We start from the raw sequence: 15551 nt of genomic DNA, 5'->3' as shown, positions 1-15551 counted from the left end.
TCCGACTCCCTTTCCAAACAAAGATCTATTTCAACGATCCCGCCATCCGATAAAGGAGGCCATCCTTCCCGTCTTCCCTGCAGGTCCCGCTTCTCTCCGATGGGAGAAGAACAGGTCTGTACGGCAGCTTGTACACCATTGGGTCCGTATTATGTTATCGGGCAATATTCCGCATTCCGTTACAATTTCCTGATTGAGTCTGGGCAAATCCAGCAGGTAGCGCCCATTTTCACGCGGGGACACTGCTGGCGACCAATTTTTTGCGGCTGCCCGTACCTGCCCGATAATCCGCTCATCGACCTCATAACAGTTCCCGCATATTGCCGGGCCGATCGCCACTTTCATGTTTGCCGCTTTTGCTGCGTAGTTGCGCTCAAAAGCACGCACCATTTCCTCGGCAATACGCGAAACAGTTCCTTTCCATCCGGCGTGAGCCAGCCCGATCGCCCCCGTCTCCGGGTCCAGAAAGAAAAGCGGCACGCAATCTGCGTAAAAAGACACAAGCAGGACTCCCTGTTTATTTGTAAATAGCCCATCCGTGGCTGCAATGACGTCTTCCAGACTTTCTCTGCCTGCCCCTCCTGCCACTACCTCGCATACCCGGTTGCCATGCACCTGGTCTGCGCAGGTCCACGCATCGAAGGGCATGCCCAGCTCCTCGGCAAGCCGCTTGCGGTTGGTTACCACGTGGGAGGAGCTGTCGCCGACATGCAGCCCCATGTTAAACGATCCGTAAGGCTGCTCGCTTACCCCGCCGGAACGTGTGGTAAAGCCTGCGACAAGACCGGGAAACGCTTTTTCCCACTCCTCCAGCCGAAGCCCTGCTTTCCCTGTATGTCCAACAAATGGTTCGTTCATGCCGCCACCTCTTCCTTCGTGATAGAACCGTAGAAAAACCGGGTTGTCCATTCGCATGCTGGACTCTCTTTTCTATGGCTAATGATACCATAGCCCAAAAGAAAAGAAAGGCTCTCTTATGCCTTTCTACGAGCGGTACTCATCCTCGGTGCTGCCCTTCACGTCTACGCGAAGCGTCTCTTCTACTCTCACAAGAACAACGTCTTTCCCGATTTTCACAATGTTGCGCCAAGGGATGACATAATCATTGCCCGATGAAAAAAATCCGAGAAACTTACCCGGTCCGGGGACGACGATGGCCTCTACCCTCCCGTGGCGAAGGTCTATTTCCAGGTCGGATATCTGTCCAAGCCGCTTGCCGTCCAAGATGTTGACTACTTCTTTGGTCTGGAAATCTGAAATCTTGACCATCTGCTCCTCACCTACTTTTCTCCCCTTCCCTTTCATTATATGAGCAGGCGGGCGATTATGTCCGAAATCCGGCGCAAAAGAATAAGCCCTGCAGTGCCGTTCCGCAGGGCTTGGACAAACTGATAATGTTACGATTGCACGTGTTTTTGCATATGGGCGATCGCCGCTTTTTCCAGACGGGAGACCTGCGCCTGCGAGATGCCGATTTCCTCGGCTACCTCCATCTGCGTCTTCCCTTCATAAAATCTCATCGAGAGAATCATTTTTTCCCTCTCGCCTAAACGCTGCATTCCTTCACGAAGCGCGATTTCCTCAACCCAGATGACGTCCTTGTTCTTCTCGTCGCTAATCTGATCCATCACGTAGATCGGATCGCCGCCGTCCTGATAGATCGGTTCAAACAGAGAAACCGGGTCCTGGATGGCATCCAGCGCGAATACGACGTCTTCCTTGGGAACATTGAGCTCCTGGGAAATTTCCATAATGGTGGGCTCACGCGAATGCTTGTTGGTCAGATTGTCCCGCACTTGCAGCGCTTTGTAGGCGATATCCCGCAAAGACCGTGAAACGCGAATCGGGTTGTTGTCCCTCAGGTAGCGGCGGATTTCCCCGATGATCATGGGCACGGCATAGGTCGAAAATTTAACGTTTTGCCCGAGATCGAAGTTGTCAATGGCCTTCATCAGTCCAATGCACCCTACCTGAAACAGATCGTCAACGTACTCTCCTCGATTGTTGAAACGCTGAATGACACTCAGCACCAATCGCAGGTTGCCGTTGACCAGCTTTTCCCGCGCTGGCAGTTCCCCGCCCTGCAAGCGTTCGAACAGCTCCCGCATTTCCTTGTTGGTCAGCACGGGAAGCTTAGAGGTGTCTACCCCGCATATCTCTACTTTATTGCGCGTCACGTCTTTCCCTCCTCGAAGCAAGAAAAAAGTTCCTAACCCGGTTGTCTTGAAAGGCCGCGTTCTGACGCGTACCCGGACGAGAGAGTGGCGGGACCACTTTCTGGCACGGTTTAGGAACAGTATCTCCCTCGATTGGGAAAATATGCGTTAGACCATTTTGTTGAATTCTTTTCGCAACCGTTTTATAATTCGCTTTTCCAGACGGGAAATATAGGACTGGGAAATGCCAAGCAGGTCGGCAACATCCTTCTGCGTCTTCTCCTCGCCTCCCGTGAGGCCGAAGCGCAGCTCCATGATGACGCGCTCCCGCTCTGTCAGCTTATCGAGTGCTTTTTTCAACAGCTTGCGGTCTACCTGGTCCTCGATGTTTTTGTAAATGGTGTCGTTTTCGGTGCCGAGGACGTCCGACAACAGCAGCTCATTGCCATCCCAGTCAATATTCAGCGGTTCGTCAAAAGAAACCTCCGACCTGATCTTGTTGTTTCGGCGCAGGTACATCAAAATCTCGTTTTCAATACAGCGCGAGGCATAGGTAGCCAGTTTGATGTTTTTCTCGGGATCAAAGGTGTTCACCGCCTTAATCAACCCAATGGTGCCAATGCTGACCAGATCCTCGATGTTGATCCCGGTATTTTCAAATTTGCGGGCAATGTAGACGACCAGCCTCAGGTTTCTCTCAATCAGCATGCTCCGTACAGCGGGATCGCCGGAAGGCAATCTGCCAAGCAAGATCTCTTCCTCTTCTCTGGTCAGTGGCGGAGGAAGGGCCTCGCTTCCGCCGATGTAGTAAATTTCCTCGGCTCGTGCACCAGTCCACAGCAGGAAACGGTACCAGAGTAGTTGTAATTGTAGGCGAAGTTTTACATACATTTTCGTTAGCCCTCCTGTTCGCGTACTGCGTATTCTTCTTGGAAAGGGGTCTCTATCATCGCAGGGTGTACGATGGCCTGGTATTGCCCGTCTGCTGCCAATGGAATCGGGTTGAGACCAACCAGTACTTTCTCGGTCACATAGCGTTTGCCGTCCTGCACGATCAGCACTTCGTCCGGTTTGAGCGCGATCAGAAAGCTCATCCCGCTGGAAACGCTGCGATATGGAACGAGCCGAAGACGAGACTGCCACGAAGGCGGCAGCTCCTCCCACACACCGTCCATCTGATTGACGGCTCCTTCGCTTTTTTCGATAAGCGTGGCGAGAGCTTCCGGCAGGATGTGGGCTAGCAGACTGCTCTCCAAAATCATGACAGGCGTACGGGTAATCGGCTCATGCAGCTGGTTTCCCGTGTCGACCAAACCTCTGCACAAGACGGTTTCACCGGCGAGCTTCACCCTTACCTCTGCGAGAAAGGCTTCGATTCGTCGCGGCTGCGAAATAGCCCCATAGCTTTGCCTGCTTAGGAAGAAAACGAGCACGAAGCCGGCCAAGAGGATGCCGAGAGTAGGCGTGAAGCCGACGCCGAAACCGTCGTTGTGGACAGTGACCAGTCCATTTACGACCTCGCTTTGTGTCGAAAGAAAATACTGGAGTCCAAACACTCCCCCGCCGAAGACAAAGGCCACAAAGTAAAAGATGACCAAATTATGCAAAAAACCGAGCAGCCTCCTTCGGCCAAAGGCAATCCAGAGCATGATGACGGAAAACAGCAATTTTACAGCCCACTGATACATCGGTGCAAAAGCTGGGAAAAAGAAGAAGGCCAGATAGGTTGACCCAAACAAAGATGCCAGAGAAATCCGCCACCACCGCACCCGCTCTTTGCGAAAATATGCCGTAAACCAAAGCAGCAAGGTATCAATGGCAAAGTTGAGGAGTAGAATGATATCGAGATAGACGATCACTCCGCTATCACCCCCGATCCCGAAAAGACCAGGCCGCTCCCGGCCTCCCCGGAGGGTCGTACCTATCTCTGGCCGCTATCCCTTCCGACCAAGGCCAGTATATATCAATGTGTATGTAAAGTCTGTCAATTCTTGACCGTGTTTTTTCGGATTTTTTGTAGAAGATTTTGGGTCCTCTGGGTGAATCCCCGGTTCCGAAACAGCGCTCTCAGCATCTGATGTATAAAACCCATCAGAGAGGCAGGGAGCTTCCATTTGAGCAGAAAAAACAAGCAGTCCTCTCACAGCCATGCCATCGACTTTATCCGCTTTGGCGATATCCCGGGTCATATCCACTCTTATTCCACACTGACAAGTGTAGACGACCGTCATCGCCATGAAGTCCGAGGCCGAACCTCCCCTCCCTATCAAGGAACAGGGAGAGGACATTTGCATTACTATGAAGGCGTCACCTCCTATGATGACGGGCATGTTCACCGCTTCCGCGGATGGACCGGCCCTCCGATCCCACTTCCCGGTGGAGGACATTACCACGATTTTTCTGGCGTAACGACATTTGACGACGGCCATACACATTCGTACCGGGGAAGAACCGGAAAAGACTATGGATAAATAACGCCACGCACGATCGAGTAGGAGGGGGCGACTAACCCCCGTCCTCTCACACCACCGTACGTACCGTTCGGTATACGGCGGTTCACCAAGCTTGACGAATTTGAGAATATCGTTGCACTAAGCTTTTCAGCCCTTGTTGTTGCCAGTAGGCAATGCCGAGGGCTTTGTGTATATGCGGAGACTTTGTGGTACGCCATGCACCCTTGCGGGTATTTGCAATTTCAATGGCTTTTACGTGAGATATGCCAAGAGAACGAAGTTCTCGATATCTGGTTCTCACGCGTTTCCACTGCATCCACAAACAAAGACGGAGCCTGCGCCTTGTCCATTCCTCAATGGATTGTAGAATGCCCTTCGCGTCTGCAAGGGCGAAATATCCAATCCAGCCCATGAGGTACTGATTTATTCTTTCAATCCGCTTCTCCATCGAGATGCTCCACACCGGATTCGTGATCGTGCGGATTTTCTCTTTTAGCTTGAGGAGGGATTTGGGGTGGATGCGAATCCTTGTCTGTTTTGCAAAGGTAAAACTAAAGCCCAAGAATTTTCGTTTCCATGGTCGGTCTATCGCGCTTTTCTCCTCATTTACTTTTAGCCTTAGTACCTTCTCCAAGTGGTTTTGAATACTCTTCTTTACTCGTTCCCCTGCCCGTTTTGTTTTCACGTAGATATTACAATCGTCTGCGTAGCGGCAGAAACGGTGGCCTCTCTTTTCGAGTTCCTTGTCCAAATCATCAAGTAGGATATTTGCCAAAAGTGGGCTTAACGGCCCACCTTGCGGTGTTCCTTCACTTGATGTTGTACAGACGCCATTTATCATGATCCCCGCATTCAAGTAGGAACGAATCAGTCTTAAAATTCTCTTGTCCTGAACTTTTCGAGCCACACGGCTCATTAGAATATCATGATTTACGCGATCAAAGAATTTCTCTAGATCGATGTCCACCACGAAACGATATCCTTCGGAGATATACGCTTGCGCTTTCCTTACTGCCATGTGAGCGCTACGTTTTGGACGGAACCCATAGCTAGATTCCGAGAAGGTGGGGTCGAAGATCGGCGTTAACACTTGGAGGATGGCCTGCTGAATAAAGCGGTCTACCACGGTGGGAATGCCTAATAACCTTACACCACCGTCAGGTTTCGGGATTTCGACTCTGCGAACAGGTGAAGGTCTATAGGTTCCCCTTTCCATCTTCTCGCGGATGGCTTGCCAGTGTTCACGTAGATAATCGCGTAGTTGTTCGGTTGAAACACCATCGACTCCACCGACACCTTTGTTTTCCTCCACTCGTTGGAGTGCCATCCGTAAGTTTTCCCGTGATAAGACTTTTTCCAGCAAATCCATAATGATGTTCCTTCCTTCGCACATGCGGACTCCGTGCTTGCTGTACGATACTCAGCCCTCTTTTGTACCCTCGGGGCTTCACCCCTGCTCTTCAAAAGTAGTTCCTTGACAGAATTCTGCTTCGACGTACCGTATCAAAAGACATGGATCGCATGCTGACTTGATGTTCGGCCCTTCCCCATTCAAGCGTCCTCTACTCGGGTACTATGGCCTCTGCTGACTTCTGCATGTTCAGCGTCTCCTTACGGAGACGGTTACCAACAGTTGAAGGCGTTTCATGCAGACCTCCCCAGGTAAGAACGATAACTTTCATCCCATGTACCTGCCCAAGTTTACTACTGTATCCCTTGGCTGTATGGGGCTTTGTCTTGTTTGGCAGACTCGCCCGGATACAACAGCCTCAAATTGGGTTCGTGTACCTCAGGTCGGGATTTTGCCGCCGGCTTCCTTCAGATTCGACCTCGCGGTCGACACCCTTGCCTTGAGCTAACGGTTGGTACAGCCAACCCCCGTTCGGGACTTTCACCCTATAGCTATCGCCCATGCTGGGCGCACCAAAACAAAAAACCTTGCTCCGTCATGGAACAAGGTTTTTCTAATGGTCATATTTTTGCCAAAACGCGAATTTACTTTTTGTTGCGGCGACGGTTGCGCAGGAAGGCAGGAATGTCCAGATTGTCCAAATTGCTCATCGAGAAGAAAGACTTCTCTTCTTCCTCTTCCTTCGCACGGCTCGCTCCCGTATTGGAGATAGGTGTCGGGCGGTTGCCTGTCTGAACAGGCTGTTGCACCCGGCGCTGTCCAGTGCTTGTGTTTTGCCGCTGGTAGTCTTCAAAGCCGGTAGCGATTACCGTTACAACGATCTCGTTTTTCAAATCCTCGTTGATGACCGCACCGAAAATCATGTTTACATCCGGATCAGCCGCAGATGAAACGATGTCTGCCGCTTCGTTTACCTCGTACAAGCTGAGGTTTGTCCCTCCCGTGATGTTCATCAGAACCCCGCGGGCACCATCGATGGATGATTCCAGCAGTGGACTGGAAATGGCACGGCGAGCCGCCTCAGCCGCTCTGTTTTCGCCGCTGCCTTCGCCAATCCCCATCAAAGCGGAACCGCGCTCGGTCATGATCGTTTTAACGTCAGCAAAGTCCAGGTTGATCAAACCTGGAGTAGCAATCAAGTCCGATATCCCTTGCACACCTTGACGCAGGATGTTGTCCGCTTCACGGAACGCCTCCAGCATCGGTGTATTTTTATCCACGATTTCCAACAGGCGGTCATTCGGGATGACGATCAACGTATCGACTTTTTCCTTCAACGCAGCGATCCCTTGCTCGCCTTGTGTAGAACGCTTCCGTCCTTCAAACGAAAACGGACGAGTTACGACCCCGACTGTCAGAGCGCCCAGCTCTTTGGCAATTTCAGCTACGACAGGAGCCGCACCGGTACCGGTACCGCCGCCCATTCCAGCCGTTACAAATACCATGTCAGCCCCACGCAGGGCTTGCTCGATCAGATCGGCACTTTCTTCAGCGGCTTTTTTTCCGATTTCCGGATTTGCCCCTGCTCCCAGTCCTCGAGTCAGTTTTTCTCCGATCTGCAGCTTGATATCAGCACTGGAGAGTTGCAAAGCTTGCGCGTCAGTGTTCAGAGTGATAAATTCTACTCCTCTTAAACCTCCGGCAATCATACGGTTAACCGCGTTGCTACCGCCACCGCCGCAACCAATCACTTTAATTCGCGCATAGGATTCCATGTCCATATCAAATTCCAGCATCTTGCTAGTCCTCCCCAATTCAACATGAGAAAAGCTTCTGTGTGGTGAAGCCGGTTGGTTGTGCGGTTCATCGCCCGCAAGTGACTACTTCCCCGCGGGCAATGTTCGTAAACATCAGCCGATTCACCGTATTCGGAGTCTTGAGGTTACAGGCGGTTATATAAACTCGCTGAACCAGTTTTTCACTTTTTCCATCAAACCGCCGCCTTCTTTCGGCTTGGAAACGGCTGCAGGCTTCGGCCCGCCTTTAAACGACGGAGGAGCTGTACGCACGCTGCGACGCTCCAACTGGTGCAGAGCGTACTGTATCAAACCCACGCCTGTTGTATAGGCGGGGTCTCGAACCCCGATATAATCAGGAATCGCGACGCGCACCGGCGCATCCAGTTCTTCCTTTGCCAACTCCAGCATGCCTGGCATCGCAACCGTTCCGCCAGTCAATACGTATCCGCCGGCAACCTCATCATGGAAACCCAGCTTGTAGACCGCATCTTCCACGAGGTTAAAAATCTCCGCTGCACGCGGTTCAATGATATTGGCTAAATCCACCTGAGTAAACTGTTTTTCCACATCACTGCCAATACGGGTTACCTTGAATTTTACATCCTCCGACGCTTCGTCGATCAGAGCGCAACCATTTTTCGTCTTCACGCGTTCAGCTACATCCGTATGGGTCCGAAGTCCTAAAGCGATGTCGTTGGTAATATGGTCGCCCCCGATGCCAATCACGGTCGTTGCTGCCAGTTTTCCCTGCTCAAATACACCGATGGTGGTAGAACCCGCACCGATGTCAACCAGAACGACCCCCATATTTTTGTCATCCTTGGAAAGAGCTACCGTGCTCGAGGCTAGCGGTTGCAGAAAAATTCCGGCTACGCGAAGATTTGTCCGTTCCGTGCAACGAACGATATTATGTACGACAGTTTTCGAGCCTGTGACGATCATGCCTTCCATTTCCAGACGGACACCAATCATCCCTCTCGGGTCCTTTATGCTGCCCTGCCCGTCGACGATATACTCTTTCGGAACGACTTCAATGATCTCCCGGTCAGGCGGTATGGCAACAACTTTTGCTGCCTGAATAACTCGCTGGATGTCTTCATCTCGTATTTCACGGTCTTCGCTGGATACAGCGACAACCCCTTGGGTTTCATGCAGCTCAATGTGGTTTCCTGTGATACCGACGTATACTTCATCAATCGATACCCCAACCATGCGTTCAGCATGGTCAACAGCTTCCCGGATGGCATGCACAGTTTGGTCGATGTCGACGATCACACCCTTCTTGATACCCTCCGAGTGTGCCTGTCCGACTCCGATGATGTTGATGGAACCGTTGTTTACTTCGCCGATCATGACGCGAACTTTGGAAGTTCCAATATCTAGGCTGACGATGAGTTCATTGCTTACCAAACCTGTGACACCTCCCTTGCTACGTCTTTTGTCGTCATAATGTGAATACATCTGCGTAATTTATTCAACACAGGACTACCATTCCCTTTTTTTGATCATGAATTTTTGTAAAAATATGACCTTCTTCCCAATTTCGAGTGATTCTCTATTCCTGCTGGTTAATCCAACGGGATAGGACTATCCGACGAATCACCGCCAAATTGTTAAACAAACGCACGCCGAAAGCAACAATCGCGGCAAGGTAGAGGTCGATGCCGAGAAAGCCTCCGATAAATGCCAGTCCGGCCGCAAACAGCGTATTGAAGAAAAAACCGGACATAAAAACGCGAACATTAAACGTGCGTTCCAGATAGGAACGGATTCCCCCGAAAATCGTGTCCAGACCAGCCAGAAGGGCGATAGACAAATAGCTGCTGTATTCTTGAGGCACGCGCCAATCCAGCATAAATCCGACAGCGATGCCAACGATGAGTCCGATAAGCGGGAGCCACATGTCAGGATTCTCCTTTTTCTTTGACTGGTTTCATGTATTGGATGGGGCGCTGCTCCCGATTAGCCGGTATGATCAGCTTGTCCCGCTTCTCTGCGATAATCTCCTTGTTGGCCAGACGAAAGTTTTCTTCCACACCCTCCAGCTTGAGCGCCGACAGCAGCACGTCCGGCTCCCCGAGCGCTTTCAGTTCGTAAGGCGGCTGAATCGTCCTGGTATCAATCTGAATCGCATTGCCGACATAACGGATCGGTGTCGTTGCCACCATTCGATGCCCATTGATGGACACTGCCTGAGAACCGTTGGCAAAGAGAATATTGACGAGCCATCTGAGGTCTTCATCGTCAATCGTATAGCCTCCGATTACCGGCTCAGTCATCCCTCCGTCGAGGCCCGCTTCCGCAGGATTCACCTGGGCATCAACGACCCGAAGTATGATCCCCTCGCCTTCCACGCTGACCATTCCCGCCATTTTCCGGTTTCTCGCCAGCTCTTCTTTCATGACAGAAAGGCTCTCATCCTCATTGAGGGCGGTCTCATACTGATAGTAAAGCTGATTGTATTTGGAGATGTCAGCCAGAAGATTTTTGTGCTTCTCCAGCTCTTTCTGAAGCGACGTCCGCAATTCCGCTATACTGCGTGATTCCTTATGTGCCGGATGAAGGCTGCTTCTGAGCTGTACGGTCAACATAACCCCTATGATAGCACTAATAATGGCAAGAATAAATGTGATTTTACGGCTTTTTTGCAACATGAGAAACGCTTCCTTCACCTAGGAATGTTTGGTCTTGGCGTCACCTACATAAGCTGGCAGTTTGATTTTTTCTTTTTTTGAAACATCAATCTGTACAAAGTCTTGCAGCGTTTGGATTACGCCGCCCGGGAGATTCAAGGCCGCCTCCAGCGTATTTGGCTCTCCGATCGCGGAGATGACGAAAGGCGCCGCCGACTTGATCCCGTTTACAATAATGGTCGGACCTACGCAGCGAATGGCCGAATTGCTGACCAGCCGTTGCCCGTTGATGCTGATCGCCTCAGCACCGGCGGCACGCAGCTCGTTTACAACCAGCCGTACGTCCTGTTCATGAACGATGTAATTCGCGACGTCCATGCTGCTTCCGGCATTTTGACTGTCCTGCATGGTTACAACGAGCCCTGGTCCTTCTACGGGTACAACCCCGGCCATCATCCTCGCTGCCTCGAGCTGACTGAGTATGCTCGCGCCTTCCGATTTTCGCTGCGCCATCGCCTCCTCGATCTTTCCGACCTGCCGCTGCAAATCGAGCAGCTGGTTCTCCAGGTGCCGGTTTTGCTCCTTTTCAGCCAGAATACGCTCGGTTAATTGCGTCTCTTGCTGAAATTGCTGGTCGTTCAAGCGTTCCCGTTGCAACAGCTTGGTCGTCTCGACCGAAGTTGCCACAAGAAAACCCGTACAAAAAGTGACGAGAGTGAGGTACAAGTTAAATTTATGACGACGACCCATTTTGCAGCTACCCCTTTTACCCATACTTAAAACGATTGGGGCTATTACCCACCGGCAGGAAGCTGAATGGGCGCCCCAGGATTCGAATACGGTACGAACCATGGCTGCTCAAACAGCGAAAGAACCCCTTTTACCCCTTTTGGCAGCTCCTGCACGATTGTCGGATACCAGTTCAGCATAGTATCCAGCTTGTACACGACACTCCTGACCTCGTTTCCGTCCCTCATGAACAGAGTGACCCGCTGATTGTCATAAATCGTCGGCGTCAGGGCGATATCGGAAATCTCCCCCAATACTGCAGGGGACAGCTTCGCCAGCGCTTTTGCCAAGTCCGGAAGCATTTCGGGATTTGGCCATGAACTGATTAGCGGCCTGTCCACCATCCGTTTGGAAAAATCCACCTGTCTGAGCACTTTCCCGTTCTCCAGGAGCGGAGCCCTGCTGCCATCCTGTCCATTCCAAAACGCCACACGTTTGAATTCGGTTACATGCAAGCGAATTACGCCGGGAAAGGATCGTTCCACAGAGATGGTTTTCACCCCTTCCAAAGGCTTGCTCGCTTTTTGCACCTGGCTTTCCCACACATTCAAAAACTGCATGCCAAGTGTCAAACCGGAATGAGCGATGATCTCCTCGCTCGTGTACATGTCGTTTCCATACACCTGAATTTCCTGAACCTTGCTGTACGGCGAGCGGATGAACAAGACGATCAATACGATCAAAAAAAACAGGACGAGCAAAACAACCAGCTTGCGATTTCCTTTGCGCCGCGGACGCTGCTCTTTAACGTGCGGAATGCGTTCTTCGATTACCGCCATGACTCAACCCTTCCTCACTACGCTAGCGTGTCACGCGCCGAGCACTGATACACGATTTTTCCGTATCCAAGGAGACCTGCTTTCCGGCAAATCACCTCACAAATAATGGCAATCCTATAAATAACTGCCACCATACAAAACAGGGAAAGCGGCATAGCATATGCCGCTCACTTTCTTCTTGTCTATATCGACACGCGGGAAATGCGGGCACCCAGCTGCTGCAGCTGCAGCTCCAGCCGTTCGTAACCACGGTCGATATGATGAATCTGTGATACCGTGGTCGTGCCTTCCGCCGCCAATCCCGCCAGAACAAGTGCGGCACCTGCCCGCAGGTCACTTGCCTCAACACTCGTACCTGACAGTTTGTTTCCGCCGCGGATAATCGCGGAACCCAGGTCGACGTAAATGGAGGCGCCCATTCGCGCCAATTCGTTCACATGTTTGAATCTTCCTTCAAAAATCGTCTCCTTGATCACACTTGTTCCTGTTGCCTGTGCCAAGAACACCATCAACTGCGCTTGCAAATCGGTCGGAAAACCGGGGAACGGAGAGGTAATTATCCGTTCGTAGGCAAGCGGGTTGCCTGTGCTCTTGACTTCCATTATATCATGGTAGGTCTTGATTTCAACACCACAGCTACGGGCGACCTCAATTAATGCGGTGAGATGCTCGGGGATGATATTGGTCAGTTCAATGTGTCCCTTTGACACTCCGACCGCCAGGAGATGAGTGCCCGCTACGATCCGATCGGGGATGATCCGATAGCTGACTGGACGCAGCCTGGTAACGCCGTTGATCTCGATCGTATCCGTTCCGGCGCCGCAGATGCGTGCACCCATGGCGTTCAGGAAGTTTTGCAAATCGACAATTTCCGGTTCCCTGGCGGCATTGCAGATACGTGTCGTTCCCTTGGCCAATACAGCAGCCATCATGATGTTTTCTGTTGCCCCCACACTCGGGAAAGAGAGAAAGATGTTGGTGCCATACAATTGATCTGCCCGAAACGTAATATAGCCCTCTGCTTCCTCGATTTTTGCTCCCAGCGCTGTCAAGCCGGCCAGATGCAAGTCGATCCGCCGCTCTCCAATCAAACAGCCGCCTGGCCGGGAGATGGTCACCTCGCCCAAACGTGCCAGAAGCGGTCCGGCCAAAAAGATCGAAGAACGCATTTGACCCATCAGATCATCAGGGACATGCGACACGGAAACTGAGGTCGTATCCAGATCGACACTTCCGTCCGCATGCTTTGTCCTGGCTCCCAGTGCAGTTAAGATTTTCAGCATCACCTCGATGTCTTTGAGGTGGGGAACATCATAGATATAAAATTGCCCTTCCGCGAGAATCGACGCGGCGAGGATGGGAAGGGCAGCATTCTTGGCTCCTTGGACCCGAAGCGAACCAGACAGAGGTCTTCCGCCTTCGATCGCAAAAGTATCCAAACTTTCACCTCCGTGTTACCCCTCGCCCACCACCAACACCTCCGGATGCAAATCAACGCCAAACTTTTCTTTGATCGTGCAGCGGATGTGCGTAATCAAGGTGAGGACGTCGGTAGCCGTAGCGCCTCCCCGATTGACGATAAAATTGGCGTGAATCTCGGAAACCTGAGCTCCCCCGTAATGAAATCCTTTCAGGCCTGCAGCCTCGATCAGACGGCCGGCGTGGTCTCCAGGCGGATTGCGAAAAACACTTCCGGCACAAGGCATTTGCAACGGCTGCGTGATGCGGCGCCGCTCCTTGTTGGCTGCCAGTGTAGCAGCTATTTCTCGGCGGTCGCCCTGGCGCAGCCCAAAGCGGGCTTCCAAAACAACTCCCTTGCGCTTTTGCAAAAGGGACGTCCGATAGCTGAAGCTCAGTTCTTCGTTGTTCAACACTTTGACTTCACCATCATCAAAGAGGATTTCGGCTTCTTTGATAATACGTGACAAATCCGATCCGTGCGCCCCCGCATTCATGTAGACGGCCCCGCCTACTGTACCAGGAATGCCTCCCGCAAACTCCATACCTGTTAATCCCTTTTTGCCTGCCTCCACCGCCAGGCGGATCATGGAATATCCGGCACCCACACACACCTCTTCGCCCCTGAATTCGCAGTGACTCAAGCCCTCAGCCACCTTGAGCACGGCTCCGCGTATCCCTCCGTCCCTCACCAGAAGGTTGGAGCCGCGCCCGATTACACTCCAAGGAATATCATGACGATGGATGATTTTCAAGGCTGTCAACAACGCTGACTTATCCTTGGGCTGGATTAACAAATCAGCAGGACCCCCAATCCGCCAAGTGGTATGATTGGCGAGAGGTTCATCGGTCCACACTTTTCCAATATCCGCCTGCCTCAATTCATCTATGATCTGCTTCATTTGTGAACCTCCTGATACACATGCTAGGTCGGACCTAGGCCTTATCACGTGTTTGCTCCATACTATGCGATCGCCCATATTGGCGTGACAGTCGCCCAAAAAAGACCCTTCTACCTTTTAAGCTCCCCTAGCACCTGATAGATTTTCGTTGCGGCATCAGGCATTCCAAGCTGGCGAGAGCTCTTTTGCATCGCAGCCCACCGCTCCTCGCTTCCCAAAATGGCAGAAAGGGATTCCAACAGCCTCTCTCCGCTAAGCTCGTTTTCCAAAATAACGATGGAAGCTCCTTGCTTCTCCAGTCCGCGCGCATTTTTTTCCTGATGGTTGTTGGTAACGTACGGACTCGGAACCAGTATGGAGGGCACGCCCAACGCTGTCAGCTCAGCCAGGCTTGATGCCCCGGCACGGCCTACCATCAAGTGGGCGGCTGCAAGCAAGTCCGGCATATTGTGGACGAACGGATAGACGGAAAGGTTGCGGGGCTGCTCCCCTTTTTCTTTCAATGCAGCCGAAATGGAATCGTAGTGAACGTCACCTGTCACGTAGACAAAATGGGTGCGGGGAAACTCCTGCATGCGCGGTACAATGGCCAACGTCGCCTCATTGATCGCTCTTGCTCCGCGGCTTCCGCCAAAAATCAGCACCACACGCTTGTCCTCGCCTACACCGAGAAAAGCTCTTCCCGCCCGCGGATCTCCATGCATCACCTCGGTGGCCCGAGGATTGCCGGTCAGCACTGTTTTTCCCGCAGGAAAAAACGAAAGCGACTCCTCAAACGAGACAGCTACGCGATCGACATAACGGGCCAAAAACTTGTTTGTCAAACCCGGTACGACATTTTGTTCATGAATCACCGTAGGAATCCCGAGACGAGCCGCAGCATAGACAACCGGGCCGCACACATACCCGCCCGTGCCGATGACAACATCAGGCCGGAACTCGCGCAGCATCCGTTTGGATAAAGAGACAGCCTGGATGAATTTCCACAGTGTTTTTACGTTATCGAAAGTCAGCTTCCGCTTCAGACCAGCGATCTCGACTGATTGAAACGGAATGTCCGTCCGTGGAACGAGCTGTGCTTCCAAGCCTTTTTTACTGCCTATGTACAAAAAGGCAGCCTGCGGCTGTTGGCGAGAAATTTCTTTCGCCACCGCAAGCGCCGGATAAATATGTCCACCTGTGCCTCCACCCGTGAGGACAACACGCATAGTAATCACCTTCACCCAAGTTT

16 protein-coding genes are annotated in these 15551 nt (G+C 51.9%); 1 reads left to right on the top strand and 15 read right to left on the bottom strand.

Annotated features, from left to right (window positions below; all coding sequences use genetic code 11):
- Positions 1-30: 30 nt before the first annotated feature.
- The 5 genes from pgeF to spoIIGA form a co-directional block, all read right to left on the bottom strand.
- The gene (gene pgeF / locus V5G20_RS11040) at positions 31-858 is read right to left on the bottom strand and encodes a peptidoglycan editing factor PgeF (RefSeq protein WP_003386238.1); all 828 of its coding nucleotides are present in this window, start codon (positions 856-858) and stop codon (positions 31-33) included.
- Between the two features lie 126 nt (positions 859-984).
- A complete protein-coding gene (locus V5G20_RS11035) occupies positions 985-1269 on the bottom strand; it encodes a YlmC/YmxH family sporulation protein (RefSeq protein WP_003386239.1) in 285 nt (94 codons plus the stop codon).
- A 128-nt stretch (positions 1270-1397) separates the two neighbouring features.
- Complete coding sequence (sigG, locus tag V5G20_RS11030) at positions 1398-2177, bottom strand: RNA polymerase sporulation sigma factor SigG (RefSeq protein ID WP_003386240.1); 780 nt, start codon at positions 2175-2177, stop codon at positions 1398-1400.
- A gap of 147 nt (positions 2178-2324) precedes the next feature.
- Entirely contained in the window at positions 2325-3047 is a 723-nt protein-coding gene (sigE, locus tag V5G20_RS11025; RefSeq protein WP_003386241.1) for an RNA polymerase sporulation sigma factor SigE, read from the bottom strand.
- A 5-nt stretch (positions 3048-3052) separates the two neighbouring features.
- Positions 3053-4015, bottom strand: a complete 963-nt coding sequence (gene spoIIGA, locus V5G20_RS11020; RefSeq protein ID WP_338463406.1) for a sigma-E processing peptidase SpoIIGA — start codon at positions 4013-4015, stop codon at positions 3053-3055.
- 255 nt (positions 4016-4270) lie between these two features.
- Here spoIIGA and V5G20_RS11015 point away from each other — a divergent pair, with 255 nt between their 5' ends.
- Positions 4271-4627: a YmaF family protein gene (locus V5G20_RS11015; protein ID WP_024984197.1), complete on the top strand. Its 357-nt coding sequence runs from the start codon at positions 4271-4273 to the stop codon at positions 4625-4627.
- A gap of 85 nt (positions 4628-4712) precedes the next feature.
- Here V5G20_RS11015 and ltrA read toward each other — a convergent pair whose 3' ends face one another.
- The 10 genes from ltrA to murG all read right to left on the bottom strand — a co-directional run bounded on the left by ltrA (position 4713) and on the right by murG (position 15528).
- Positions 4713-5978, bottom strand: a complete 1266-nt coding sequence (ltrA, locus tag V5G20_RS11010; protein ID WP_024985202.1) for a group II intron reverse transcriptase/maturase — start codon at positions 5976-5978, stop codon at positions 4713-4715.
- A gap of 626 nt (positions 5979-6604) precedes the next feature.
- Positions 6605-7756: a cell division protein FtsZ gene (gene ftsZ, locus V5G20_RS11005; protein WP_003386245.1), complete on the bottom strand. Its 1152-nt coding sequence runs from the start codon at positions 7754-7756 to the stop codon at positions 6605-6607.
- A 156-nt stretch (positions 7757-7912) separates the two neighbouring features.
- Positions 7913-9169, bottom strand: a complete 1257-nt coding sequence (gene ftsA, locus V5G20_RS11000) for a cell division protein FtsA (protein ID WP_338463405.1) — start codon at positions 9167-9169, stop codon at positions 7913-7915.
- Positions 9170-9314: 145 nt separating this feature from the next.
- A complete protein-coding gene (locus V5G20_RS10995) occupies positions 9315-9662 on the bottom strand; it encodes a small basic family protein (protein ID WP_003386249.1) in 348 nt (115 codons plus the stop codon).
- A gap of 1 nt (position 9663) precedes the next feature.
- A complete protein-coding gene (locus V5G20_RS10990) occupies positions 9664-10413 on the bottom strand; it encodes a DUF881 domain-containing protein (protein ID WP_003386251.1) in 750 nt (249 codons plus the stop codon).
- Positions 10414-10431: 18 nt separating this feature from the next.
- On the bottom strand, positions 10432-11142 hold the full coding sequence (locus V5G20_RS10985; protein ID WP_003386252.1) for a DUF881 domain-containing protein: 711 nt from the start codon (positions 11140-11142) through the stop codon (positions 10432-10434).
- A gap of 44 nt (positions 11143-11186) precedes the next feature.
- Complete coding sequence (locus V5G20_RS10980; RefSeq protein WP_003386253.1) at positions 11187-11960, bottom strand: cell division protein FtsQ/DivIB; 774 nt, start codon at positions 11958-11960, stop codon at positions 11187-11189.
- Positions 11961-12142: 182 nt separating this feature from the next.
- On the bottom strand, positions 12143-13399 hold the full coding sequence (murA, locus tag V5G20_RS10975) for a UDP-N-acetylglucosamine 1-carboxyvinyltransferase (RefSeq protein ID WP_003386254.1): 1257 nt from the start codon (positions 13397-13399) through the stop codon (positions 12143-12145).
- Positions 13400-13414: 15 nt separating this feature from the next.
- On the bottom strand, positions 13415-14320 hold the full coding sequence (gene murB, locus V5G20_RS10970; RefSeq protein ID WP_003386255.1) for a UDP-N-acetylmuramate dehydrogenase: 906 nt from the start codon (positions 14318-14320) through the stop codon (positions 13415-13417).
- Between the two features lie 110 nt (positions 14321-14430).
- Positions 14431-15528: an undecaprenyldiphospho-muramoylpentapeptide beta-N-acetylglucosaminyltransferase gene (gene murG, locus V5G20_RS10965; RefSeq protein WP_003386256.1), complete on the bottom strand. Its 1098-nt coding sequence runs from the start codon at positions 15526-15528 to the stop codon at positions 14431-14433.
- Positions 15529-15551 lie beyond the last annotated feature (23 nt).

This window comes from Brevibacillus borstelensis (assembly GCF_036700025.1).
Lineage (GTDB): Bacteria > Bacillota > Bacilli > Brevibacillales > Brevibacillaceae > Brevibacillus > Brevibacillus borstelensis.
Note: the sequence above shows the minus strand (reverse complement) of the source record. Positions and strands in the feature narration are given on the sequence as shown.